26 protein-coding genes and 2 riboswitches are annotated in these 23,299 nt (G+C 43.2%); of the genes, 3 read left to right on the forward strand and 23 right to left on the reverse strand.

Features of this window, described 5'->3' with window-relative positions:
- Nucleotides 1-17 precede the first annotated feature (17 nt).
- A riboswitch (purine riboswitch) is annotated at nucleotides 18-117 on the reverse strand.
- Nucleotides 118-376: 259 nt separating this feature from the next.
- From ACWYVB_RS08810 to cspE, 3 genes are all read right to left on the reverse strand, one after another.
- Nucleotides 377-517, reverse strand: a complete 141-nt coding sequence (locus tag ACWYVB_RS08810) for a PA3496 family putative envelope integrity protein (RefSeq protein WP_005396335.1) — start codon at nucleotides 515-517, stop codon at nucleotides 377-379.
- A 50-nt stretch (nucleotides 518-567) separates the two neighbouring features.
- On the reverse strand, nucleotides 568-777 hold the full coding sequence (locus ACWYVB_RS08815) for a hypothetical protein (RefSeq protein WP_053807947.1): 210 nt from the start codon (nucleotides 775-777) through the stop codon (nucleotides 568-570).
- Between the two features lie 240 nt (nucleotides 778-1,017).
- Entirely contained in the window at nucleotides 1,018-1,227 is a 210-nt protein-coding gene (gene cspE, locus ACWYVB_RS08820; RefSeq protein ID WP_005396336.1) for a transcription antiterminator/RNA stability regulator CspE, read from the reverse strand.
- A 392-nt stretch (nucleotides 1,228-1,619) separates the two neighbouring features.
- Between cspE and ACWYVB_RS08825 the strand changes: the two genes are divergently transcribed.
- On the forward strand, nucleotides 1,620-2,468 hold the full coding sequence (locus ACWYVB_RS08825) for a pirin family protein (protein ID WP_104970525.1): 849 nt from the start codon (nucleotides 1,620-1,622) through the stop codon (nucleotides 2,466-2,468).
- Nucleotides 2,469-2,611: 143 nt separating this feature from the next.
- Here the strand turns inward: ACWYVB_RS08825 and ACWYVB_RS08830 are convergent, their stop codons facing one another.
- The 10 genes from ACWYVB_RS08830 to ACWYVB_RS08875 form a co-directional block, all read right to left on the reverse strand.
- Nucleotides 2,612-3,460 (reverse strand): patatin-like phospholipase family protein, encoded by an 849-nt coding sequence (locus ACWYVB_RS08830; protein WP_104970526.1) that lies wholly within the window; start codon nucleotides 3,458-3,460, stop codon nucleotides 2,612-2,614.
- Between the two features lie 387 nt (nucleotides 3,461-3,847).
- The gene (locus ACWYVB_RS08835) at nucleotides 3,848-4,186 is read right to left on the reverse strand and encodes a hypothetical protein (RefSeq protein WP_317411397.1); all 339 of its coding nucleotides are present in this window, start codon (nucleotides 4,184-4,186) and stop codon (nucleotides 3,848-3,850) included.
- Nucleotides 4,187-4,818: 632 nt separating this feature from the next.
- Nucleotides 4,819-5,250, reverse strand: a complete 432-nt coding sequence (locus ACWYVB_RS08840; RefSeq protein WP_005373685.1) for a YccF domain-containing protein — start codon at nucleotides 5,248-5,250, stop codon at nucleotides 4,819-4,821.
- Nucleotides 5,251-5,467: 217 nt separating this feature from the next.
- Nucleotides 5,468-6,400 carry a Gfo/Idh/MocA family protein gene (locus tag ACWYVB_RS08845; RefSeq protein WP_104970527.1) on the reverse strand — a complete coding sequence of 311 codons (933 nt, stop codon included), beginning with the start codon at nucleotides 6,398-6,400 and terminating at the stop codon, nucleotides 5,468-5,470.
- 122 nt (nucleotides 6,401-6,522) lie between these two features.
- Entirely contained in the window at nucleotides 6,523-8,178 is a 1,656-nt protein-coding gene (locus tag ACWYVB_RS08850; protein WP_074190465.1) for a phosphoethanolamine transferase, read from the reverse strand.
- Between the two features lie 22 nt (nucleotides 8,179-8,200).
- Nucleotides 8,201-8,557: a diacylglycerol kinase gene (locus ACWYVB_RS08855; RefSeq protein WP_012842368.1), complete on the reverse strand. Its 357-nt coding sequence runs from the start codon at nucleotides 8,555-8,557 to the stop codon at nucleotides 8,201-8,203.
- A gap of 143 nt (nucleotides 8,558-8,700) precedes the next feature.
- Nucleotides 8,701-9,093 carry a glycine zipper family protein gene (locus ACWYVB_RS08860; RefSeq protein WP_074190466.1) on the reverse strand — a complete coding sequence of 131 codons (393 nt, stop codon included), beginning with the start codon at nucleotides 9,091-9,093 and terminating at the stop codon, nucleotides 8,701-8,703.
- A gap of 117 nt (nucleotides 9,094-9,210) precedes the next feature.
- Nucleotides 9,211-10,506 carry an ATP-binding protein gene (locus tag ACWYVB_RS08865; protein ID WP_074190467.1) on the reverse strand — a complete coding sequence of 432 codons (1,296 nt, stop codon included), beginning with the start codon at nucleotides 10,504-10,506 and terminating at the stop codon, nucleotides 9,211-9,213.
- A complete protein-coding gene (locus ACWYVB_RS08870; protein WP_074190468.1) occupies nucleotides 10,506-11,219 on the reverse strand; it encodes a response regulator in 714 nt (237 codons plus the stop codon). The genes ACWYVB_RS08865 and ACWYVB_RS08870 overlap by 1 nt, the downstream gene beginning before the upstream one ends.
- A 214-nt stretch (nucleotides 11,220-11,433) precedes the next feature.
- A complete protein-coding gene (locus ACWYVB_RS08875) occupies nucleotides 11,434-11,730 on the reverse strand; it encodes an isoamylase early set domain-containing protein (RefSeq protein WP_005396349.1) in 297 nt (98 codons plus the stop codon).
- 283 nt (nucleotides 11,731-12,013) lie between these two features.
- On the opposite strand from ACWYVB_RS08875, the gene ACWYVB_RS08880 reads away from it, so the two are divergent.
- Together ACWYVB_RS08880 and ACWYVB_RS08885 are read left to right on the forward strand one after the other, a co-directional pair.
- Entirely contained in the window at nucleotides 12,014-12,394 is a 381-nt protein-coding gene (locus tag ACWYVB_RS08880) for a hypothetical protein (RefSeq protein WP_074190469.1), read from the forward strand.
- A gap of 82 nt (nucleotides 12,395-12,476) precedes the next feature.
- Complete coding sequence (locus ACWYVB_RS08885; protein ID WP_005373667.1) at nucleotides 12,477-13,076, forward strand: thiol:disulfide interchange protein DsbA/DsbL; 600 nt, start codon at nucleotides 12,477-12,479, stop codon at nucleotides 13,074-13,076.
- Nucleotides 13,077-13,146: 70 nt separating this feature from the next.
- Here the strand turns inward: ACWYVB_RS08885 and ACWYVB_RS08890 are convergent, their stop codons facing one another.
- The 10 genes from ACWYVB_RS08890 to codB all read right to left on the reverse strand — a co-directional run bounded on the left by ACWYVB_RS08890 (nucleotide 13,147) and on the right by codB (nucleotide 22,570).
- Entirely contained in the window at nucleotides 13,147-13,392 is a 246-nt protein-coding gene (locus ACWYVB_RS08890; RefSeq protein WP_005373664.1) for a hypothetical protein, read from the reverse strand.
- A 152-nt stretch (nucleotides 13,393-13,544) separates the two neighbouring features.
- The gene (locus ACWYVB_RS08895; protein ID WP_005396352.1) at nucleotides 13,545-13,988 is read right to left on the reverse strand and encodes a DUF3429 domain-containing protein; all 444 of its coding nucleotides are present in this window, start codon (nucleotides 13,986-13,988) and stop codon (nucleotides 13,545-13,547) included.
- Nucleotides 13,989-13,998: 10 nt separating this feature from the next.
- The gene (locus tag ACWYVB_RS08900) at nucleotides 13,999-14,499 is read right to left on the reverse strand and encodes a glutathione peroxidase (protein WP_371343671.1); all 501 of its coding nucleotides are present in this window, start codon (nucleotides 14,497-14,499) and stop codon (nucleotides 13,999-14,001) included.
- Nucleotides 14,500-14,648: 149 nt separating this feature from the next.
- Nucleotides 14,649-15,305 (reverse strand): 3,4-dihydroxy-2-butanone-4-phosphate synthase, encoded by a 657-nt coding sequence (gene ribB / locus ACWYVB_RS08905; RefSeq protein WP_005373655.1) that lies wholly within the window; start codon nucleotides 15,303-15,305, stop codon nucleotides 14,649-14,651.
- 113 nt (nucleotides 15,306-15,418) lie between these two features.
- Nucleotides 15,419-15,559: riboswitch (FMN riboswitch) on the reverse strand.
- A gap of 104 nt (nucleotides 15,560-15,663) precedes the next feature.
- The gene (locus ACWYVB_RS08910; protein ID WP_005396355.1) at nucleotides 15,664-16,281 is read right to left on the reverse strand and encodes a lipase family protein; all 618 of its coding nucleotides are present in this window, start codon (nucleotides 16,279-16,281) and stop codon (nucleotides 15,664-15,666) included.
- Nucleotides 16,282-16,398: 117 nt separating this feature from the next.
- Complete coding sequence (locus ACWYVB_RS08915; RefSeq protein ID WP_258615284.1) at nucleotides 16,399-18,252, reverse strand: MFS transporter; 1,854 nt, start codon at nucleotides 18,250-18,252, stop codon at nucleotides 16,399-16,401.
- Nucleotides 18,253-18,398: 146 nt separating this feature from the next.
- Complete coding sequence (locus tag ACWYVB_RS08920; protein WP_104970533.1) at nucleotides 18,399-19,157, reverse strand: helix-turn-helix domain-containing protein; 759 nt, start codon at nucleotides 19,155-19,157, stop codon at nucleotides 18,399-18,401.
- A complete protein-coding gene (locus tag ACWYVB_RS08925; protein ID WP_046875861.1) occupies nucleotides 19,158-19,796 on the reverse strand; it encodes an HD domain-containing protein in 639 nt (212 codons plus the stop codon). It abuts the gene before it with no gap.
- A gap of 248 nt (nucleotides 19,797-20,044) precedes the next feature.
- Nucleotides 20,045-21,322 carry a cytosine deaminase gene (locus tag ACWYVB_RS08930; protein ID WP_104970534.1) on the reverse strand — a complete coding sequence of 426 codons (1,278 nt, stop codon included), beginning with the start codon at nucleotides 21,320-21,322 and terminating at the stop codon, nucleotides 20,045-20,047.
- 9 nt (nucleotides 21,323-21,331) lie between these two features.
- On the reverse strand, nucleotides 21,332-22,570 hold the full coding sequence (gene codB, locus ACWYVB_RS08935) for a cytosine permease (protein WP_104970535.1): 1,239 nt from the start codon (nucleotides 22,568-22,570) through the stop codon (nucleotides 21,332-21,334).
- Nucleotides 22,571-23,299: the final 729 nt, after the last annotated feature.

Raw genomic sequence — 23,299 nt, forward strand, 5'->3', positions numbered from 1 at the left:
CACAAAGAGTAAGACCCACGATGATCTCAACTCTCCGTAATCAGCACTTTGCGGGAACTGGTAGAGACCCCCAAACCATATCATTGGGGTTATACGAAGCAAACGAGGCGATTATACGCAAAATTCTCAATTTGGCTATACGCAAATAACCTAGTTGTCAGTAGTCGAAGGGTTTTTCTAAGAAAACTAAGAAAAGTAACTGGCAACCGTATAAGTCACTTGGGTATAGAGGAGCAAATTGGCTTTTGAGCGTGAACGAGGCTTATCGTGTTGTTAGAAGTGAGGAAAAAGAGTGAGGCTTCGTTTGAGCAAAGGTAGGTGGCGGTACCTTGCACAACGATGGAGCAGAGAAAGCATTGAGAGAGTCAAGGATAGCTTATAGATCAAATAACTTGTCAAATTCTCTTTGTTCCATAATGTCTTCTATACGGCGTCGCGTTTTTTGTTTTACCGCCGCCGCGTTTTGCTCAGACTCTTTCTTGTCTTTTTCTGCTTGCTTCTTACTTTTTCTAGCCATTGGATACCTTCCAAATTAGTTGCATCATTCATTAATGCATGAAAACTGAATTAGTTAACAGTAAAACTTCCTAACTTTGAACCTGAATCACAGAGAATAGTTCCAGATTGCGTTTTCTCACAATATTCAAAATCGATCATGTAGCTATGAGAATGAAGCTTAGGTAATACGTGCCTTCGTAAAATATCACCATTTAATTGATGTATTTTAGCGTTCCAAGAGGTGTGAGGTTGTTCTAGATTAAATTCAATTTCTAACATTTATTCTCCTGTTTCTTAGTGATTTTGTCTTTGTTAAGTAATTGATACCAATGCCTTTGACGGCCTGTTCTTTTTGAGGACATGATTTTTCCTATAAATAATAAATTAAGCAGTACTATCCTATTTATTTTAGGTAGCATAAAGCAATGCCTGATATTAGGCTGAGTGATTAAAGTGAGAATATTTTTGAAGGAGAGAGATTTGGTGCAGCATGGGCATGCTACACCAAGAAAAGCAGTCTTATAGAGGAGTTACTTCAGTCGCTTGAGGACCTTTTTTACCTTGCTCTACGTTGAAGCTTACTTTCTGACCTTCAGTCAGTGTTTTGAAACCGTCAGAAACGATAGCGTTGAAGTGTACGAATACATCTTGACCACCGTTGTCTTGAGATAGGAAGCCAAAACCTTTAGTTTCGTTAAACCATTTTACTGAGCCGTTTACTTTAGACATAAAAAATACCTTTGAATTAAACATTAAAATTTGAATTTGTTTTGTGGATCTTTTCTAAGCTATTGAATGTTCAATCAAGAGGAAGTTGTACGCAGGTGTCTGAATTGGGGGATTCAAGATTTTACTGAGAGGAAACTTAAACTAAATGTTGCATTAACAGCTCTCTTCTAAGAGCCAAGGCCTACTATACACCTTGTTTAGGAAATAGCTACACTTATTTTTAAATATATGTCGACAGCTTGGATAAGTGGGCTGTTCGAAAAATTTGAATAAGTAGCTCAAATAGCAAGGCTCATGATTATTTTTCTTCAATCTAAAATAGAACCATATCGATAGCCATGGCTGAACATGCGGTTTGCAAGCGGCCACAAAGGTAAACGAGGAGAAATAGTATGAGCACATTCAGAGAAATTCGTCAGCTTATTCAATCACAACCCACTGCTGATGGTGACGGAGTGAAAATTCGTCGAGTAGCAGGGTTTAATCATGCGAGTTTTTCTCCATTTTTGATGATGGATGAACTTAAGTCTGACGACCGTGCTGATTATGTTGGTGGCTTTCCTCCTCATCCGCATCGCGGCATCGAGACGCTTACTTATATGTTGAAAGGTCATTTCCAGCATCGTGACCACATGGATAATGTTGGTGAGCTTCGTTCTGGTGGCGCTCAATGGATGGCGGCAGGAAGAGGCGTCATTCATAGTGAGATGCCTATCATGCAGGAAGGTGAATTGCATGGTTTCCAAATTTGGATAAACCAGCCTGCGAAAAATAAGATGGCACCGGCTCAATATCATGACTTTCAACCTGAAACGATAACGGAATTCGAAACTCAAAGCTCGGGTGTTGTTCGCTTGATTGCTGCTCATCTGACTATAGACAACGAACGTATTCAGGGGCCTCTAACAGAAACAGGTGTTGCTGCCACGGTGGCCGATTGGAGAGCGATGGTTGGTCACGCTTTGAATTTGACCACGGAGCAAGACCACAACATGATGCTCTACGTTTATAAAGGTCGTATTCAGGTAAAAGATCGTGAGATCAATCAAGGCGAAATGGCGATTCTATCGAAAGGTGAATGGGTTGAATTAAAAGCCGAAAAGGAGAGTGGTGCTCTGATTTTTATTGGCGAACCAATCAATGAACCAGTGGTTCACTATGGCCCTTTTGTAATGAATAGCATGGAAGAAATAGAACAAGCAATCCAAGATTACAATTCAGGATTGTTTGAAACCTACTAGCATCAATATCCTAATTCCCTTTTCTGTGAGTAGCGCAGTTATCAACAGTTTTGAGCCCGACCATTGGGCTCGACCAGAAGCAAATACGATAATCCACTGCCATCGAATTTGCGTTAGCCACGTCTAATCCACGTGGCTTTTTTCTACTTCTGATTCCATCGCATGATGGCTTCTTTTCCTGCTTCAATACCTAACTCATAAGCTTGACGCAATGGTGCTGGCGAGCGACTCAATCGTTTTAATTTAAATGATTCAGGAGGACAAACTTGGATGATTTCGACTCCCGATGGTGGATTGTCGATCAGTGCTAAAGTTTGATTGTAGCGAACTTCACGCGTCAACATCGGCTCAATTAATCCTGGCGTTTCTTTCAACATCCGTTTGGTTAGCGCGCTGAACTTTCCTTTCGGCTTTTGATAGCTGGAGGGTTGGCTGCGTAAAACCATAATCTTTTTGGCTCCTCGCTTTATTGCTTCTGCGACAGGAAGTGCATCAGAAACCCCGCCATCAACGTATCGGGTGCCGTTCAGTAAGACACCATTTCGGTAAAGTACGGGAAGCGCGCTGCTGGCTTTCATTGTTTCTGCGAGCTCGTCGACATTAGGAGTATGGTACTCGGCTTGGCCATTATCTTGACGTGTTACGCCTAAAAAGAAAGGTCTCGAATCCGCTTTTAGTACGGACTTGTCGATGCCAAGCTCTTCGAGAGTGACGTTCCACATCCAATCTAAGTTCATCATATCGCCGCCACGTAGAATCTGAGATGGTGAGATGAATTCTTTCCTTAAACTGTAATCGAGATAGATTTTTAAGTTGCGCCCGGGCATTTTAGCTAAATACGCCGCCAAGTTACTTGCGCCCGCCGATACGCCCCAAAAGCTATCAAATGGAGAGAACTCGTTAGCGAGAAAATGATCGAGTATGCCGCAAGAAAATACACCTCTCATTGCACCACCTTCGACAATCAACGCACGCTCTCCTACTTGTACCATCACTGTGTTCCATTCTTTACCTATTGGATGAATAGAATGCAGCTTAACGCATAACAGTTTTATACCCAAGTGGCCCTAAGTGATAGGGCATCTCCTTAAGTAAAAGAAAAGGGCATCGATGGATGCCCTTTTCATATTAAGCCTAGGGGGTTACAGGTTATTGAGCAGCTCATTTAGTGAAAGCGCACTGAATAAATATGTCACTCCCATACAGAAAGCGGCGCCTGTAATTCCGATACTGATCGTTGTTGTAATTAAAAGAAGTGTCATCTTAGACATACAAGATCAAACTCCTTTTTTATATTTAAGTGGGGCGTTGTGCGTCTGATTATCGTTTGGAATCATAATGCCAGCGCGCTAAGTTTATTGTTCTAATAAAAGTGATGATCACTTGTCAAAAAAGCAGATAAATAGCACCCAAACTGTCGTTAATGCGAGCAGCGGAGTGAATACTTTCTGTATAGAGGCGCCATCGGTTAAGTTGTAGATTTTGATGGATTCGTTATAGAACGCCCGCTTGAACGCCTTAAAAGAAATATCATTTTTCACATGAGATTGTTCATAGTGTAGGTGTGCTGCGTCTGATAGTTGGTATTCTAAGTCTTGGAGTTCGCACTCTTTGTTAAGAAATGCCTCCCAAGCCGAAAGACGGGCTATCGTTTTTGGAGATTGATTACCCTTTAACTTCTCTAGACGTTTGGCATAAGCAGCTTGATATTTATCCACGGTGTATTCCTGTCTGAATAGACGTTGAGTTAGAACATTTGTAAAAAGAAAAACGAGCAAAAAAGGGGCTTTACGTTCTATGTCTGTGATAAATGCTAAGGAGCTCAATGGTCTATTTCTCTGATGTCGCGAATAATATTGATTGAACTTAAATGCGACAAACAAAATAATTTACTCAAGATAACAACGAATATTTGTTGCCTTTTAAAGAAAAGCGATAGTGATGCGAAGTGGTGGCTTTGATCGGGAAGAAACCCGCTTTCGTAACGGCTTGCGTTTACTGAGAAAAAGTAAACGCTGGAACTATCGCTGGATTGATGTGAGTTATTTATCGTCAAAAATCATTAATATCAACTATGCTTATAGTTCGACTTTTCGTAAATGAACTCAATTTGGAGGAGCAGAAATAATACTTATTTTTGAGCGTGGGTGAGCTTGGAGAGTTAAGCTAATCCATTGATTAATAAAAAGTAAAGTGGTACAGAGCTAGGGTGAACTTCAACTTAAAGGTGACGGTATGGATATACAATCAACCATTATTGAATATGCGATAGCGATAATAGGCTTACTTTTGACGGGAGTTGCCCTCTGAGCACGATTGCCCAGAGGATAGAAAGTATATTGGCTGTTTGTTAGCGGTTGATATTGTACCGAGCCATTGCAGCTTCTTCTGACGACACAACCGTTTTACCAATTGGTGCGAGTGAAATAACCGCAAGCTTCAGGTGTTGGAGTGCAAACGGAATACCAATGATGGTTACAAAACACGCTGCGGCGGAAAGTACGTGACCGATTGCTAACCAAAGACCTGCAAAGACAAACCAAAGGACGTTGCCGATAACGCCTAGAGGGCTCGTACCAATGTCCATTTCATTGGTCAATTCATCGCGTGAAATGGCTTCTTTTCCGAATGGGAAAAAGGAAAAATTACCCATAACGATACACGCACGCCCCCAAGGTATTCCGATGATACTAATAAAGGCTAAGATACCGAAAAACCACCATAGCAACCCCATAAATACGCCACCAAATACAAACCAAATGATGTTACCGAGTGTTCTCATTCTATTTCCTTTACTCTTGAATATGACGATGCAGGTTCCTGAGGGTATAGTAATGTAAAACTAGAACCACTCCGTTAATAAACGTGATCCGTTCCCTCATTCACTTGCTTGATAGAATAGCCGCATAAGTATTAACAGAGAATGAATGACTCCCTGAAGCTACGTTTGTTTTAGTATAGAGCGTAATACTCGATTAAGCATATAGCCAAGAATTAAGCTACCTAGAGGTAACTTTCTCGATATATTGACAAATTTGCTCTGCTAACTGATGGCTAGCAATGTTGCGTTTCACTACTTCACTAGCGATTTTTCCAGATTCAACGACGTGAAACCAGTCGAGCAACATCGCATGGAAACCTTTGCTCGTCAGCATTGGCGTCCAATCTTTCAAATTGATTTTTTGCTCTTGGTTCGCTTGCCATCGTTTCCCTTCAACGAAAGAGTCGAATTCCACTGCTTTGTTTGCATAACAAGCTTGAACGCGCTCCACAGTCACACCGAAGTGACGATTCATCGAAGCGTGGAGTAAAGTATCTCCGTGTTGCCACTGAATATCTAAACGCGCCAATTGGTCACCCTCAAGTTGATGCGTTATGTAAGCCTCTTTTAAATCGGTCTTGGCTGTCACGTTAATACTATCTAATGGGTGAATAAAATCATCAAATATAAAGGTACGAATATCGCCTGGTAGTTGGTGACGGTTCTTTTCCCAGCGTAGCGATTTTAGGTCAGAAATGTTGCCTTGCTGTACCTCTGGCATGTGTTGGTTGTAAAGCGGAATATGACGTCGGTTGAAGCCCACATAAAGTGGTTGTTTTTCTTTTTCGGCAATATCGTACAGTTTTTCCACGTCATCAGCATTGTCCGCTAATGGTTTGTCGACAAAGGTTGGGATTCCATGTTGCAAAAAGAATGCTGCGATTTGAGGATGTACGCTTGTTGTCGCATGAATCATGACTGCATCTACGCCAAAGTGCAGAAGCTGCTGGTAGTCTTGACAGGTCTCTGAGATTCGATATTGCTTAGCCAGACTCTCAAGTGCATTTGCGTTGCGGGTACAAAATACAAGTTCGATATTTGGAAGCTGAGTGATAACGGGAAGGTATGCTTTCTGAGCAATATCTCCTAAACCAATAATACCAATTTTCATCCTAGTCCTTATTCGATGTATGGATGGCAGGTTGTAGTATAACGCTTGGCAAGCTGATGAGTTTAAATGCCTTGTTAGAAAAGAGCCTGACTCACATTTTGAGTCAGGCTTTGTTGGTCCACTTAGGAAGTCGTGCGGCAGTCTTTGAATATATCTAACTTGCCGTCGTAGGCTTGAGTTTGTACATCCATAATGCCTAATAAAGAGTGGAACACGTTATCATGTGAGTACTGGCCTGCCTTTTGCGCTTCATTCGACAAACAGTCGGTGTTGATTTGTTTCACTTGCTTAAAGCCGGAAGATAGCCACATGAACAAAGGAACACGTTTTTGGAAGTCTGGTGCAAGGCCGTAAGGCATGCCATGTAAGAACAATCCGTTTTCGCCTAATGATTCACCATGATCCGATACGTAGATGAGAGCGGTATTATATTGAGATTCTAATGCTTTGAGTTTGTTGATGGTTTCTGCCAACACAAGATCAGTGTAGCGTATCGTATTGTCGTACGTATTCACGATTTGTTCGACGCTACAGTTTTCTATATCTGCACGTGGGCAGTCTGGTTTGAAAAACGCTTTGTCTCTAGGATAACGCTGGAAGTAGGTAGGACCATGGCTTCCTATAAGGTGCATGACGACAACGCGATTGCCGTGCATATCCGCAACTTCTTGATCAAAGTGATCTAACAGCGCCATATCGTAACAGGTTTGACCGTTACACAGAGGACTTGTTTGCTTTCGGTTCACTTCAATTTTCTTGATCTTGTGGGCGACTTCTTTGTCTCCGCCATCATTTTCTTTCCAGATGAGGTCAACTCCAGCGCGCTGCATGATGTCGAGAGCATTATCTTGGTTATCTGCCTTGGTCCGTTCAAACTCGCTTCGCGTGAGCTGAGAAAACATGCAAGGCACAGATACTGCAGTTGCAGTGCCACAAGACGCAACCTCTTGAAATGAAATCACATCCAGCTTACTGGTGTAAGGGTTTGTCTCTCGCTTATAGCCATTGAGTTGGTAGTTCTGTGTTCGAGCGGTTTCTCCGACAACAAACACCAGTAGTGTCGGCTTGTTCTGTGCTTGCTTTACTGCGCTATCTGACTGCTTTGCATCGATTCCAATCTCGCGATACGGCTCTGGCGTGGTGAAGTATTTCTCCTTTACATACCCAGTCGCGCTGTAAACGAATTGAGTGGGAATAATGATTTTTTTCAGATAGCTGTTATTGCGACCGACAGATGCATAGTCTTGGTAGTAAACACTGGCAATAACAGCAATTACTGCAAGAGATGACAACATCGACACCAACTTCGTGAGAGAAAAATACAGCAATTGGTGGCGCTGAGATTGCAACTTGACCTTATAGACAATCATCGCAGGGACGCCCCCCATAAGTAGCGTCCAGATTACAGAATAAGTACTTAGGTAAGAGCTTGCCTCGCTCGAATCGGTTTCAGCAATATTAGCAATCATTCCAGAATCGAAAAGTGTGCCATAGTTGTAACTTGCGTAGCTAACCATACTCGAAATTATGAGCAAAATAATAAAGAATGGCTTTCCAACCCAAGGCCAACTAAATAAGTTAAAAAGGAAATTGAGCGCGGCAAGAAAGAAAATGGGTATCGTAATAATAAAACCAATTTTGACATTATCTAGGCTTGAAAAAATACCATTCAGCTCTTTGTAAATAGGAATGTTTACAACCAGCGCGAAATAGAGTGCCAACAAGAAAGTAAAGGTAACGTACGAGATACCTTTCTGTTGCAAATTATGTGTCTTCATAAGTAAATGTCTTGAATCAAAATTAGAGCAAGAACGAAGCCCAAACAAAAAGGGCAAGAGTGAGCGCAACAAATACTGCAGCCGAGCCGATATCTTTGGCTCTACCACTGAGCTCGTGCCAGTCATCGCTAACACGGTCGACAACCGCTTCTACGGCGGAATTAATAAGTTCGACGATCAGGACCAATAACAGGCTACTGATCATCAGTACTCTTTCAAATGTGGTGACTGGAAGGAAAAAAGCACAGACGGAAAGCACTAAGGCTAGAATCAATTCTTGTCTGAAGGCGGCTTCGTATTTCCATGCGGCTTTCAATCCCTGAAATGAATAGCCGGTCGCATCCATGACACGGCGTAGACCTGTTTTACCTGGCTTCAAAATATGACCTTACTACTGCTTAATAATTTAGATTGTGCATCTATCCAAACGATGAAAAGAGACTAATCGTTCTTGCGTGAAACATTTGTGAATGGCATTCATCACACAACGATATAGGGTTTGAATAAGAAAAAAGAGTTGAATTAATCAAGGTCGTAGACGGTATAGCCTTTATTCTGAAGGCATTTTCGCAGTACGAGAGATTGTGTCTTGGTGGAGTCATTGCTTCCACTCAACGCTCCGGCCCCAGCCCCTACAGCACCGCCTGCAGCGGCACCTACAGCAGCCCCACCTATCCCGCTTTCTAGCGCTCCAGCTGCTGCCCCAATTAGTGCACCTGTAACTGCGCCATTAGCAGCTTCAGATTTTGCAGCTTCCGTTTTGTCTACGTTGTCCGCATACCCTTGGCAATAAAGAAAATCTTGTTCATATTTAGCAGGATCAACATTAGTCATGTTGACAACAGGCTTTTGATTATAAGTACAAGCGCTAAGAGTAGAGGCAAGCGTCATAACCAGAATAAAAGGTTTGTACATGAGTATTATCCATTTGTTCTGTGAATTTATGGATTAAATGTACACTGTTTTATTGCTGAGCTCTGTCGCTGGAGTGTATTGAAGTGTCGTCTTCTGTAAAGGAGGAAAGACGTTAACTTAACTGTCTGATTTTGGAAGACGAAGTGTGAAGCAAGCACCACCAAGTGGGCTATGAGAAATCGAAACCTCACCATGTTGAAGTTCCATTATCTGCCTGACGATCGCCAAACCGAGCCCAAATCCACTCGTGTTCTTGTTTCGGGATTCATCTGCGCTATAAAATGCTTCAAAAAGGTGAGGCCAATGCTGCTCTTCTATACCTATACCATCATCATGTACATGGATTAAACAGCTTTGCTGATCACTTTTTATCTCAACCATAATTTGAGTATTTGCGTATCGCATTGCATTGCGTAGCAGATTATCCAAAGCACGTTTTAGCAGTTTTGGATCGGCGAATGCGCGCGCGTTTTCAGAGTTTGTTTCATTGAGTGAGATAGATAATTTGGTCTCTTTTTGCCATCTCTGTTTTAACTCATTAACTAACTTGGCGAGTGCTACGTTTTCTGTTTGCAACGCCGTATCTGGGCGTTCCATTTTGGCGTAATAAAGCAGCTCTTCAACCATGTCTTCCATCTCGTCAATGTCTTCGACGATACTACGTACATGCTTTTTCTGTTGTTCGGTTAATGTAGAGTCCGATAACAAGTCAGCTTGCCACTGTAAACGAAAAATAGGAGTGCGTAATTCATGCGCAACTGCATTGGTCAGCATTTTATTGCTAGTGATCAGGCGAGAAACTTTGTCAGCCATCGTATTAAAGCTTTTGTTCAGTGTCCCAACGGATTTGGCGCTTGAGGTGCTTGCTCGTGCTTTGAAGTTGCCTGAAGCAAACTCGACCGTGACTCTTTCTAACTCACGAATTCGACGACTCAAAAACCAGATCAGCAGTATGCAATACAGAGCAAATCCGGCTAAAAAGAATAACCATACAATGTTGTCATCAAAGTTAATCGCCTGAATAACTGAGCTATCTGGATCATCGATCATTTTGAAAATAGGGGTGTCTGCATCTAGGCGGAACCATATATCCCTTTCTTCGTCGTAAGCCACGTTAACAGAGGTGTCACTTTCAAATGCTTTTCTGATGTCCTCTGGAAGTTCTTCTAGCATGTGAGGAATCAACAAGCGATGGCTGGACGTGGCAAATTGCTCAAGCTGTTGTTGAGTGTATTCTAGTCCGTGCTCTTCGTAGATAGGATAGATAAGATCGTGGAAAGCTTGACCTTCTTGCTCTTGTAGCAGGTAATCGTAATCTGTGTTGATCTCATAGACCAAGAATTCGTAACCCCACAAACTCACCATAAATAGAATGATAAGACCGACAAAGCTTTCCAGATAAATCCGTCTCATTATTCATTCCATGCATCAGGCATAAATAGGTAGCCTTTGCCGCGAACCGTGATGATTTTTTGTGGAGAGCAAGAGGCATCGCCTAATTTTTTTCTCAATGTCACAATACGGTTGTCAATGGTGCGATCTGTACCGTCGTACTCAATACCACGTAGTGTTTTCGTTAACCACTCACGTGAGAGTGTTTTTTCTGCGTGTGTTGCGAGAACCCATAATAAATCGAACTCACCGTCAGTCAGCGCAATTTCTTCCTGGTTCATGACGCATGATTTACGTAATCGGTTTAAACACAGCACTCCAATTTTTAGACCGTTTTCGGACTCGGTAGAGGCTGCCTCTTTTCTTCTCAATAGCATGCGAATGCGCGCCAGCAGCACGCGAGGTTTGATTGGCTTGGTAACAAAGTCATCGGCGCCAATTTCTAATGCGGCGACGTGATCAAAGTCGTCATCACTCGCTGTCAGCATCAACACTTTGCCTTTGTAGCATTCACGGATTTGACGACATACGCTCAGGCCGTCTTGTCCAGGTAGCATCAAATCTAACAAAACCACGTCTGGCTGTGTGTCAATAATCGCTTCCGGTGCGTCTGTCCCGTTGTCGATACATTTGACCTGGAAACCTTGTTCAACAAAATACTCTCCCAGCATAGCTTGTAATTTGGGATCGTCTTCCACGATGATTAAAGATGGTTTGACTTGTTGTGCGTTCATTTGAGTGATGTATACAATATTTAATATCACTGGAACTTAAACAAATTTACGAATTATTTCAAATAAAGCTTTCTCAGAATAAGGTTATCGGATGAGTTGATTCGATAAATACCCCAAGTAATGATTCAAACTTAATCATTAATCACATTATGAAGAGGCTAAAAAAGGCGCAACTGCTGCGCCTTAATATGGAATATTAGAGTGAACTTACGTTTTATTCGGTGGTGCACACGACGCTGTTGTCGCTGCCAAAAGCATTGGGAACATAAGCGTCGGCTTGAGGATCGTTTTCCCACTTTGCATCATTGAGCAAGTAGCGGAACTGAACATTCTGCTCTTTAGGTAAGCGCGTTTTAAATTTAAATTGACGGCTTTTCTTCACTAACTTCATCGGTTCTGGCTGCCAGTTGTTAAAATCTCCAGCAATATGGATGGAGTCCCACTGGTCTTTATCTAGCTCGAACGTGACTTCAACTTCATCTTTTGTCTTAAAGAATCTCTTTTTAAGCATTGATCTTTCCTTGTTCGTACAAAAACTGTTCTAACTATTACTCGTGTTTCATAACGATTTCAAGTTTTATCGAATTGTCGCTGGTATCAGGTGAAGAACTATCTAAATGATGAATAGCTTAATCGCTATGAGTTCGTGTAGAGGGGAGCGGTATTGAGAAGCCTCAAGGATATGGAACCGTTAACGTACCAAGTTTTTAGGTGAGGCGGAACTCAGAGTCCGTATCTTGAAGTCAAATCGTTATCATGTATTATCTTAAATCACCATTTTTGTTGATGTAGCTATGTTGAAGTTTAACCGTACATTGTTGACCGCGATAGTTTGTTTAGCCGCTATGCTTTTGAGCAGTGTCGCTCCTATGGCAAAGGCTTCAGCCCCGGTGAAAACAATTGAAGTACGCGATATTATTGTTCAACAGGCTGCTCTGCACAAACAACTTGGCGTCAATGACGACTGCGTAGAATTACATCACGATGAGTCAGCCATCAATAAGGCACAACAATCTCACACGAGTTGTAGCTCTTCCTGCATGGTCAAAATTCCCGCCAACTTATCTCAAAACGACTTACTGCTTCTTCCTTATAGCCTTGCATTGATTGATAGGCCTCTAGTCGAAAAAGTAGTGACAGTGATCACCAAGCTTTATCGCCCTCCGATTGTTTAATTTCCCATCTCAAATTACTTGGGGTCCCCCCTTTTTACCAAATGAAATGATTTGGCATTTGAATGCCACAAGGAAATAAACAATGAAAAAACTACTTGCCTTATGTAGTGCACTTTTACTGACTTTTACCGCTCACGCAGCGCAATTTGAAGAAGGGAAGCACTACAAAGTTCTGGATGTTAAGAAAGCATCGAAACCTGTTGTGACGGAATTCTTTTCTTTTTATTGCCCACATTGTTACAAGTTTGAGTCGCTTATTGAGCGTTTAAAACCTGCTCTGCCAAAAGAGGCAAAGTTTGAAAAGGTACATGTGGGGTTCATGGGCGGAGATATGGCGATTCCGATGGCCAAGTCCTACGCGACGATGGTGTCGCTCGGGGTTGAAGATACAATGATTCCTGCCATGTTTGCCCAAATTCATCAAAAGCGACAAGCGCCAAAAGATGAAGCTGAGCTGAAACAGCTCTTCGTTGATAATGGCGTAGAAGGTAAGAAGTTTGATGCCGCTTACAATAGCTTTGCCGTAAACTCAATGCAGAAGGGCTTTGATAAGCAATTCTCTGCCAGCACGTTAAGAGGGGTTCCGGGTGTGGTTGTGAACAATAAATACATTGTTTTGGCCAACGAAATTCGTACTTACGACGAGTACAATCAATTAGTTAATTACTTATTGACGCTGTAACTATAAATAGTATTGATGCTTAAAAATGGCGACGATAGAGTCGCCATTTTTTATGCTTATCACTTTCGTATTATCTAAGAACGCTTGTACATGCTTGAGTCGGAACACTAGTCATAAATATGGCATGCGGATAAAACAAGCTAGCAGCAGTGATTGCAACATTACATGGCTGAGCAATCGTAGTTTTAATCACATTGGTAAGCACGGCTCCTGTATTATTTACTGTTTGAGCGGCGGCTTGTTGTGCCTGGTAAGACACGCAACCTGTCGTTGCATTGATCATCGCAGTGCTAAACAAAAGTTTGCGAAAAAACATATTCATATCCTTTGTGAATGCTTTGAATTACTTATATGTGGATTGATTCATAAATGAAACAAAACAGTGTTCAAAATATGTGTGCATTCACGAAATGAACATTGTTTTATAAAAAGACGTTTTTTTGTGATCTTAGTACTGGACAGACCAGGTTATGAAACTAAAGCCAATCCGTGCATTACGATTACGCCGAAGGTCAGTTTGCTCCTCATTCCTTGATATCCCTTGGGCTCGGCGTCTTGTTCGACTTTCCTCACGAGTTTTTCTGCATACCAAACAGCAAGATACCCAATTGCTAAGAGTAGGGTAGCGACCGCGTAATGTTTGTGACCCTGCAATAATGCGCCCCAAGCGAGTAAGACAAAAAGGTTGCTGAGAATTAATATATTTCTGCTAAGGCGGTGGTAGTAATGCTCAATGCCATTCCCCCAGAGTATGCCGGATAAAAAACTTAATATTACGGCACTGTAAGCGATGAAAAATTGCTGGCCACTTAAATTGAAGAGTGAAATGTCAGTGAAAATCAGCCCTAAACTAAACACAAATGGAACCAGGCCTAAGTAACCGAGTTGTAGCATGGTTGAGCGTGTTGTCATGGTCGTCACCTTACAATTGTTGCTCTATCATATTGGTAAGCGTAGTACTTGTCGGTGATGTGGAGCTTGGAAAAGTGGCAATAACTTTGCCTTCAGAGCTAATTAGAAACTTATAGAAGTTCCATTTTGGTTTGATGCCAGCTTGGTTAGTAATCTCGCTGAATACGGGGTTTGCATCTACGCCTAATACTGAGGAGCGAGCCATCATTGGAAAGGTGACCCCGTAATCGAGATAACAGACTTTCGCTGTGTTTGTTTCGCTTCCTCTATCCTGTCGGAAGTCATTACTCGGGAAACCGATAACGGTGAAGTTTTGCTCTTTGTAAGTTTGATAGAGGGTTTCTAACTGTTCGAACTGAGGAGTGAAGCCGCACTGGCTTGCTGTATTGACGACTAGTAGTGTCTTTCCCTTAAAGCTTTCGCATAGATCGACTTCTTCTGTTGAGTTTAACAACCTTTGCTTACCTTGAAGAATATCAGGGCACTCAGATGCAAGAGTAAGCGAAGTCATGGAGATAAAGCCAACGAGAGCGACGAGTTTCAGTAATCCTTTCATGGTGTTGTTCCCTTTGTTTTCAATAAGTATAACTACTCAAGCGCAAAGAGGATCGATCAAAAAAGCCGCACAAATGCGCGGCTTCTTTCTGAGCTGGGATTTAATTATGCCAGTTTCAACTCGAACTGGTTTAGGTACATTACCATGTCTTCAATCGTCAGCACTGGCATGTTGTGCAGGCGACCAAACGCAACGATCTCTGGTGCTTTTGCCATCGTGCCATCTGGGTTGGTCACTTCACATAGTACGCCAGCGGGTTGAAGCCCTGCCATTTGCATCAGGTCAATCGTACCTTCTGTGTGACCACGGCGAGTCATTACACCACCTGGACGTGCGCGCAGAGGGAATACGTGGCCCGGGCGAGCAAGATCTTCAGGTTTCGCATGCGGGTTTGCCGCCGTTTTAATGGTCGTCACCCGGTCTGCTGCTGAAACACCCGTTGTTACACCAACTTTCGCTTCAATAGAAACCGTAAATGCGGTTTGGTTTGCGCTGTTGTTGTTTACTACCATTGGAGGAAGTTCCAGTTTGTCCGCTTGAGCATCTGTTAAGCACAAACAAACGATGCCGCTACATTCGCGGATCATCAACGCCATTTGCTCGTTGGTGAGGTGCTCGACTGAATAAATGATATCGCCTTCGTTTTCGCGATCTTCATCATCAAGAAGCAGTACGCCACGGCCTTCTTTTAAAGCGATAAGTGCGTTTTCAACGCGAGTAATTGGGTCGCCGAATTCGGCAAGTAGTGATGACTGATTCATGGTTAACTCCTAAATTTCACCAGAATCAGGGCGGTATGAGAGATCGTCGTAAAATACGATCAAAAAGAAGTGCACCAGCATTCAACGCGATCTTACTCGCGATACTGGTGTATTCTTATTCTCTTTCATCCGGACTATAACCGTCGGCTCTGGCATCTCACCAGATCTGCTGACCTCGACGAATCGAGCGCTCGCGGGCTCACTTGAAAAAGTATACCGCCGGTGGGGAATTTCGCCCCGCCCTGAGAACAATTAAAAATGTGCCACTTCATCCAAGTTGTGAGGAAGTGGAGCTAGGATAGTACTGCGAACTGAATAGCTTGGAAAGTCGATTCCATCTGTATGATGGAAAAGTGTGCTATCGACGGAAATAATCTGTGCGAATAAAGTGATCAATCTGCTGCGGCACGAAGGTGTTGTAAATCAGGCTCGTATGCGTTTGCTTCACTTCGATATGATCTTGCATACCGTCCAGTCTTGTCTCTTCTACGGTAACGGTACCGTCCGACATGGTGTTGTCATTACGGATCAACAATGGGCGAGCGCCAATCGGCATCGTTCCTGCGATACTGCCGAGTTTTTGCGGAAAAGCCCACGCGTCATCATGTTTGTTTAATCCGTGGTGTGGCGAATTGCCTAAAATGGCACCCAACCCGAGATCTTGAATCCGACCTACTATGGACGCGCCTTTAAGAGGCGAACCGATAGCGACAACATGAGAGATTAAGCTAGTGCTCGGTTTTCTGTTGGCGAGATAGCGCTTAATCATCAAGCCTCCCAGGCTGTGCCCCACGAGCACGTTTGTGGTCAGTGGATTAAGCGAATGATCAATAGAATCAAACAGTGAAGACTCATCGATAGCAACAGTGTTATAGCTGAGTACTTGCGTTTCGTATCCGAGTTTTCGCAGCTTTTGGCTAAGAGGTTGCATGACCAGTCCATGCATATAAAGACCATGTAAGATGATGATTCTCATAATACCTCCTAGATTTATGACGTCGTAGATATCCTACTCTAATTAACAAGGAACTACTTGTGCTTTGTGGTGCATATTTACGTTTTGCTGCAAAGTTTGATCGGTATAGCAAGCGTATCAGCCCAGTAAATCCTGTACTTGTTGTTGCAATTGATGACGATTTAAAGAAGCTGGGCTTAACACTTCACCGATTACAACATCCACTTTTGACCAAAAACGAGTCGGTCGTTTTGTGAGAGCATGTCCGCCTTTGTGGCTGAAAAAAGAACCCCAAAGCCCTTTTAACGCCATAGGAATGACAGGAACAGGGTTACGTTCAAGGATTTTTTCCACACCAGGGCGAAACTCACCCAATTCACCGTTAGACGTTAAACGACCCTCAGGGAAGATACAGACAACTTCACCGTCGTTTAGCGCTTGTTCAATCTGCTCAAATGCTCGTCGGTAAGTATCGGCACACTTACGTGGGGAACAGATAGGGATAACACCGGCATGACGGAAAACATATTTAAGAACAGGCAGCTCGCTGATGGACTTGTCCATCACAAAACGAACCGGGCGAGTAGAGGTTCCCATCAAAATCAACGCATCGACATAGCTAACATGGTTAGCCACGATTAACGCAGCACCTTGTTCAGGAATATGTTGGCGCCCCTTTACTGACACACGATACATACAATGGCTGAGTAAATAACTGATAAAGCGTTGTGTAAATTCCGGTACTTGACGATAGACATAGATTGCCACGAAGAAGTTGCCTATTGCCATCATGGCAAACAGTTCCACAATAGAAAGCTCTAGTACGCTGAGTACAACGATCGAAACCAAAGCAGACACCACCATAAACAACGCATTCATGATGTTATTAGCAGCAATGGCACGTGCACATTCACCTTTGTTTGAACGCGATTGGATGAACGCATAAAGAGGAACAATAAAGACACCGCCGCTTACACCAACAAGGAATAGGTCAATCATGACGCGCAGATGTTTGGATTCGGCAACGAAGTTTTGCACATCATAAAAGTGCACCGGAAGTGATGGATAACTTGGGACTGCCCATAGCAAGTCGACGCCAAAGACTGTCAGACCAAGGATACCGAATGGCAAAATACCAAGCTCAACGTGGTTGAAAGAGAGCTTTTCACACAACCAAGAGCCTGTAGCGATACCAATGGAAAACAATGCCAACAGTAAAGAAACGACAGTGCTGTCTGCAAACAAATGTTCACGCGCAAAGTTAGGGAATTGAGTCAGGTAAGTCGCACCCATGAACCAAAACCAACTGATGGCTAGAATAGACATCCAAATGCCTCTCTGTTTTTTTGCCACTTTTAACGTGTTCTTTAAACCAGAAATCGGTTCAAATTTCGCTTTGTCATTCGATTGGCTAGGCATCGTTGGAATATTCACACTGCTCATAAAACCAAGCAAAGACAAGGCAATCACGACACAAGAAGCAATCAAGGTACCATTAGGAATGGCTAACAGCAGGCCTGCGCTAAGCGTACCTATAAGAATCGAAAGGAACGTGCCCATTTCAACCCAAGCATTTCCTTTAACAAGCTCATTTGGTTTGAGTGCTTGTGGTAGCAAGGCGTATTTTACGGGACCAAAATAGGCCGATTGAGTGCCTGTCATAAACAGCAGAACCAGCATCAGCATAGCACTTTGGGTCGCAATAGCGGTTGCTGCGCAAGACATGATAGCCAGCTCGATGAGCTTTAGACGTCGTATTAATTTGGCTTTGTCCATGCTGTCAGCGACGGCACCAGCATGCGTTGAGAATAGAAAGAAAGGTAGGATGAATAAGCCTGCCGCCAAATTAACGAATAGATTGACGGATATTGGTAGGTTATCAATTTGGCTGTATGTCACCATCAATAACAGAACGTTTTTGTAGATGTTGTCATTGAGTGCGCCAAGGCATTGCGTCACAAAGTAAGGAAAAAAGCGTTTTGAGAAAAACATACGGGCCCCGATTAAACAAAGTCGAATGAGATGGAAGCACTTTATGCTCAATGAACGATTAAACCAGCTTTCTCTTTCAAGTGACGTTGTATGCCACCAAAAGTAACGAAATTCGTTACTTCTATTTCCATTTGTTTATTGAGTTACTAATTTCGAGACTTCTGAGTGGGTTTTCTTTCCCATGGTTCAAACAGAGGGAACGCCCAACGACGCATCGCAATAACCAGAGAGGTGCCGTGTTTTTCGTCCATATCGAGAGGGCTATCACTTTGGCAAGCCTGATAAAACTCATCGATGACCTTTTGCAGTTTCTGTTGCAGCTTCTTGTTGGTTGGTACGCTCATCAATCCTGTTGCCATGGACAACTTTTCATCTTCACCGGAAAAGTAGCTTTGGAAAAAGGCATCTTGAACTTGCTGTTGGAAGAAACGTTGAATAGGGCCTCCCATCTGCCACTTAAATGTCGGAGATATACGCAAACGAATTTTGTTATTTGGCTGCAAGTCGATGATGTTCAGACGATCCAACTGAGCCAGCTTTTGCACCAGTTCCAACTCATTGAAGGTGTATTGCTGAACGATTTGTTCAAACTGATAACCATTTACAACACAGATCGCCACGAGTAGCAGGGCTTTATCGTCAACCAACTGCTTTTCTTGCTCTAACGTTAGCGACTCTAGACCTTTATTGTGCGCAGCCGCGAGCTTAAACAGTTCCGCCATTTCTAAACCAATCAATTGGCAAATTCGCTCTAAGCGCTCAAGGCTAATGTGTTGACCTTCAGCGAGTAACCGTTTGACGCTGCCTTCACTTAAATCAAGGTGTTGTGCAACATCGATATAATGCAGCCCAGCTAACTTTAGCTGGCGTTTAAGCTCTTTAATTAACGTATGGCTTTCAGACATTTACGCTGTCACCTCGTCGTGTAATTGCTCTATATACGCTTGCATAAAGGCTTTGCGTTTTTGCGCTTCGCGTCTTGCTGACTCTGTGTTCATGGTTTCGGCGATTTTGAATAACTTGGTCTGGAAGTGATCCAGAGTGAATTGTTTGTCGTCGAGTTCTCGCTGTTGAGCAAAGATGTCTTTGTCATCGTAAAGTTGCGCATCAAACTCAGTGCTCACTTGTATACAGCGAGTAATGCCAATTGCGCCTAAAGCGTCCAGACGGTCGGCATCTTGAACGACTTTTGCCTCCAATGTGTTGGGTCTGATATTAGCGCTAAAGCTGTGTGCTTCTATCGCATGGGCAATGGCATCATGGTATTGCTGCGGATAATCGATACTTTCTAAAAACGCGACCGCTTTTTTGGCTGCAATGATTGAGCTCTGCTTGCGGTTTGGATGATCTTTCGGATAGGTAAAACAATCATGTAAATAGGCGGCGGGAAGCACAATAGATAAGTCGGCGCCTTCTTCTACAGCCAGTTTTTTTGCAGTGTTTACGACCCGTTGAACATGGCTTATGTCGTGCGCCGCATCGACTTGCATCTCTTGCTGCATAAATTCCAAAAATTGCGATTCTATCTGGCTTAATAAGGTCATGAGTTATATCTACAACTAAAGTGAAGGCAGAAGTATGCCGAACGCAGAGAGGAATTTCCAAGTTCAATAGTGTAATTGAGATTTAGCCATCAGAACCTTATGCAACGTTTGGTACTGAGCCGTTTTATATGACCTTTCAATGTGTTCAGCGGTTTATGAGATAAGAATAGACAGAGCGAGCAGTGATGTTTACCAGTAGAAAAAAGGCCTGACGATGTCGTCAGGCCTTTTTCGTTTCGCCGATCTTTTTAGCGTTTGAACGTTACTTGCTCTGCTTGTTCAAGATGAATATGAGTTGTCGCAGGCTGTGTTTCTGCAATCACTTTACCGTGACGAACAGAGTAGCGAACCGGCACTTGGCGACGTACTGCGTCAAAACCATTTTCTGCGGGAAGAATCAGTAAACTACCTGGTTTGCCTTCTTCAATGCCGTGCTTGTCTTGAATGTTCAGTGTACGTGCTGAATTGGTGCTGATCAGATCCAGTGAGTTGTTGATTTGGTCGTAACCCATCACCTGACAGACGTGCAGACCCATATGCAGCACTTGCAGCATGTTTGCTGTACCAAGTGGATACCATGGGTCGAATACGTCATCGTGTCCAAAGCAGACGTTGATGTTGGCATTCAGCATCTCTTTTACTCGTGTTACGCCACGACGTTTCGGATAATCATCAAAACGGCCTTGTAAGTGAATGTTCACCAGAGGGTTTGCCACGAAATTGATACCGGACATGCGTAATAAACGGAACAGGCGAGATGCGTATGCGCCGTTGTAGGAACCCATCGCTGTTGTGTGACTAGCCGTGACTTTACTTCCCATATCGAACTTGTGCGCTAATGCTGCCAGCGTTTCAACAAAGCGAGATTGCTCGTCATCGATTTCATCACAATGCACGTCGATCAGGCGGTCGTATTTTTGCGCTAATTCGAACACGTAGTGCAGCGATTCAATGCCATATTCGCGTGTGAATTCAAAGTGTGGAATCGCGCCAATAACGTCTGCACCTAATTTGACGGCTTCTTCTAGCAGCTCTTTGCCATTTGGGTAAGAGAGAATTCCTTCCTGCGGGAAGGCGACGATTTGGATATCTACCCATTCTTTCATCTCTTCACGTACTTCTACCATCGCTTTTAGGGCAATTAGGGTAGGGTCTGAAACATCGACGTGGGTACGAACGTGTTGTACGCCGTTTGCTATCTGCCATTTTAAGGTTTGTTTTGCGCGCGCTTTCACGTCTTCAATCGACAGCATTTCTTTGCGCTCAGCCCAACGTTCAATCCCCTCAAACAATGTGCCAGAGCTGTTCCAGCTTGGCTCGCCTGCGGTTTGAGTTGTATCTAAGTGAATGTGTGGCTCGCAGAAAGGCGCAACCGCCATACCGCCTTCAGCATCGATGATGTCACCGTTATGACTAAGCTCCACATCGTTGCTTTCAATGCGCTTGAATTGACCATCTTCAATCAAAATTTGCTGCAGACCTTCTTGTCCTTTTAGCGTTACGTTTTTGATCAGTAGTGTTGTCATGATGGTTCCTTACGCTGGCTGTGTAGCCAGTGCTTTTTTGTTAAGAATAGGATTAAGAATCAGGAAGCTAATTGCGCCGCCAAGTACAGCGTTAATCGGCACTACGCCAGGCAGGAAGTGTCCCGCACCAACGCCAATCACGACAGCGATAATGCCAGCCCAGTTAACGTTTTGGAATTGGGCGGCTTCAAAGTTTGCGTAGCGTTTACGGTTCGTGAAGAAGTCAGCGATGATCACGCCGCCAATCGGTGGAATTGCCAAAGATAAGAAGGTCAGCCAGCCAACAAAGTTATTGTAGAGCCAGAGAGCGCAAAGTGTGCCAACAAGACCGTTCGCCATTGAGATGTATTTACTTGGTAAGCCTGTGATGTTGGAAAATCCAAGACCCGATGCGTAGAGCGCGTTGTCGTTGGTCGTCCAGATGTTCAAGCCAAGAACGATGATAGCTGGAATAAGAAGACCTTGCGCAATCATCACTTCAGAGATGTCTGATTGACCCGTCACCGACGCACCTGCCGCGCCAAAGATAAACATTAACGAGTTACCGATGAAAAATGCCACCATGGTGATCATCACGGCGCTGCGCGGCTTTTTACCAAAGCGTACGAAATCCGCCGTTAATGTACCAGCACTGACAAAAGAGCCGACAACCATCGCGAGAGCTATTGAAAAATCGAGTGGCTCGGTTGGTTGAACCTGTTGTAGTTCGCTTATACCGCCAACGCTCTTTACTGCCTCGATGACAGAGTAGCCGCCAAGTAGCGCAATCGCGGGAACGGCGATTGCTGACAACACCATCAGTGCTGAGATGCCAAAGTAAACGGTCGCGGTCATGAGCAAACCGGATACAAGGATCAAAGTATTGGTATCGATGCCCGTTGCTTTATGCACCGGAATCGCAAACATCGCGACACCAACTCCAAACCACCCAACTTGAGTACCGCCAAGAAGAGCGGAAGGAAGCCAAGAGCCTTTAGAACCAAAAGAGAAACGAGCAAGAAGGTGAGTAGAGAGACCAGTAGAAGCGCCGATGTAACCGAGGAAAGAAGTGTAAATACCGAGGATTAGGTTACCGATGAGAACAGCGAGGAAAAAATCATTAAAGGAGAGCCCAGTACCGAGAGAACCCCCTGTCCACATACTTGCGGAGAAAAAAGTGAGTCCTAACATCACCATGGTTAGTGATGCCAAGCCTTTTCTGGCCGTGTTGGGAACTGGTCCAAGACTGTAGTTATTGTCTCCAGCCATTATTACCTCCGCACATTGAAATATTAATTATAGCACCTGGTTTTCAGGTAAACGGCGCGTATTATCGTGATGTAAATTTAATAGTCAATGATAAAATTGCAATTTAAACGTTTGCTTGATTTTTGGTGTCTGTTTTTTATTTTAATAACAATGGCTTGGCTTTTAATTTCTAAAAGTGAAAAGTTTATTTTTACGTATTTTCTATGATTTATAGACAGGTTTTCTATGTGAAATGAATGTTTTGAATTGCTATTTGTTTTTATGGATTAAATTTATCTATAACTCTGGATTGTTCAGTCGATTTCTATGAAAAGAAAACGATTTCATGGTGAGGTTTTTGGTTTGGACGTTATTTGTTCTTTTTTTGGGGGGTGTTTTCTTGGTTTTATTTTATGTAGGTGATTTGTTTTTGTTGAAACTGGCATTTCTAATGGTTTAGTGGGCGAATATTTGAATTTTATAAACAGTAAACAATCTGTTGTGGGCAAGAAAAGTACAACCGAGCTCGGTCAGAGGATAAGAGAGCAAGAGCAATAGCCACATAAAAAAATAGCCAACCGCAAAGAGTGCGATTGGCTTATATACATGTGAACAAAATCAAGTTCACTAACAACGTCAGTTGGCTAGGTGACCCTCGGCTTAAGAAGGGTCGATTTATTCTGTGGATACAGAAAACCACGGGTTTACCCGTGGATGAATGCCTTTGGAGGCGGTACGATGGATAAATGC

This window comes from Vibrio sp. JZG10, assembly GCF_054064075.1.

What these genes read in the sequence shown, in the direction of transcription:
- ACWYVB_RS08885 (WP_005373667.1), top strand. Translation starts at nt 12,477, where the DNA reads ATGAAAAAACTACTTGCCTTATGTAGTGCACTTTTACTGACTTTTACC.
- ACWYVB_RS08890 (WP_005373664.1), bottom strand. Translation starts at nt 13,392, where the DNA reads ATGTTTTTTCGCAAACTTTTGTTTAGCACTGCGATGATCAATGCAACG.
- ACWYVB_RS08915 (WP_258615284.1), bottom strand. Translation starts at nt 18,252, where the DNA reads ATGTTTTTCTCAAAACGCTTTTTTCCTTACTTTGTGACGCAATGCCTT.
- ACWYVB_RS08900 (WP_371343671.1), bottom strand. Translation starts at nt 14,499, where the DNA reads ATGACTTCGCTTACTCTTGCATCTGAGTGCCCTGATATTCTTCAAGGT.
- ribB (WP_005373655.1), bottom strand. Translation starts at nt 15,305, where the DNA reads ATGAATCAGTCATCACTACTTGCCGAATTCGGCGACCCAATTACTCGC.
- ACWYVB_RS08925 (WP_046875861.1), bottom strand. Translation starts at nt 19,796, where the DNA reads ATGACCTTATTAAGCCAGATAGAATCGCAATTTTTGGAATTTATGCAG.
- ACWYVB_RS08830 (WP_104970526.1), bottom strand. Translation starts at nt 3,460, where the DNA reads ATGGTACAAGTAGGAGAGCGTGCGTTGATTGTCGAAGGTGGTGCAATG.
- ACWYVB_RS08860 (WP_074190466.1), bottom strand. Translation starts at nt 9,093, where the DNA reads ATGTACAAACCTTTTATTCTGGTTATGACGCTTGCCTCTACTCTTAGC.
- codB (WP_104970535.1), bottom strand. Translation starts at nt 22,570, where the DNA reads ATGGCTGGAGACAATAACTACAGTCTTGGACCAGTTCCCAACACGGCC.
- cspE (WP_005396336.1), bottom strand. Translation starts at nt 1,227, where the DNA reads ATGTCTAAAGTAAACGGCTCAGTAAAATGGTTTAACGAAACTAAAGGT.
- ACWYVB_RS08825 (WP_104970525.1), top strand. Translation starts at nt 1,620, where the DNA reads ATGAGCACATTCAGAGAAATTCGTCAGCTTATTCAATCACAACCCACT.
- ACWYVB_RS08850 (WP_074190465.1), bottom strand. Translation starts at nt 8,178, where the DNA reads ATGAAGACACATAATTTGCAACAGAAAGGTATCTCGTACGTTACCTTT.
- ACWYVB_RS08810 (WP_005396335.1), bottom strand. Translation starts at nt 517, where the DNA reads ATGGCTAGAAAAAGTAAGAAGCAAGCAGAAAAAGACAAGAAAGAGTCT.
- ACWYVB_RS08910 (WP_005396355.1), bottom strand. Translation starts at nt 16,281, where the DNA reads ATGAGAATCATCATCTTACATGGTCTTTATATGCATGGACTGGTCATG.
- ACWYVB_RS08845 (WP_104970527.1), bottom strand. Translation starts at nt 6,400, where the DNA reads ATGAAAATTGGTATTATTGGTTTAGGAGATATTGCTCAGAAAGCATAC.
- ACWYVB_RS08865 (WP_074190467.1), bottom strand. Translation starts at nt 10,506, where the DNA reads ATGAGACGGATTTATCTGGAAAGCTTTGTCGGTCTTATCATTCTATTT.
- ACWYVB_RS08870 (WP_074190468.1), bottom strand. Translation starts at nt 11,219, where the DNA reads ATGAACGCACAACAAGTCAAACCATCTTTAATCATCGTGGAAGACGAT.
- ACWYVB_RS08920 (WP_104970533.1), bottom strand. Translation starts at nt 19,157, where the DNA reads ATGTCTGAAAGCCATACGTTAATTAAAGAGCTTAAACGCCAGCTAAAG.
- ACWYVB_RS08895 (WP_005396352.1), bottom strand. Translation starts at nt 13,988, where the DNA reads ATGACAACACGCTCAACCATGCTACAACTCGGTTACTTAGGCCTGGTT.
- ACWYVB_RS08840 (WP_005373685.1), bottom strand. Translation starts at nt 5,250, where the DNA reads ATGAGAACACTCGGTAACATCATTTGGTTTGTATTTGGTGGCGTATTT.
- ACWYVB_RS08875 (WP_005396349.1), bottom strand. Translation starts at nt 11,730, where the DNA reads ATGCTTAAAAAGAGATTCTTTAAGACAAAAGATGAAGTTGAAGTCACG.
- ACWYVB_RS08880 (WP_074190469.1), top strand. Translation starts at nt 12,014, where the DNA reads ATGTTGAAGTTTAACCGTACATTGTTGACCGCGATAGTTTGTTTAGCC.
- ACWYVB_RS08930 (WP_104970534.1), bottom strand. Translation starts at nt 21,322, where the DNA reads ATGACAACACTACTGATCAAAAACGTAACGCTAAAAGGACAAGAAGGT.
- ACWYVB_RS08815 (WP_053807947.1), bottom strand. Translation starts at nt 777, where the DNA reads ATGTTAGAAATTGAATTTAATCTAGAACAACCTCACACCTCTTGGAAC.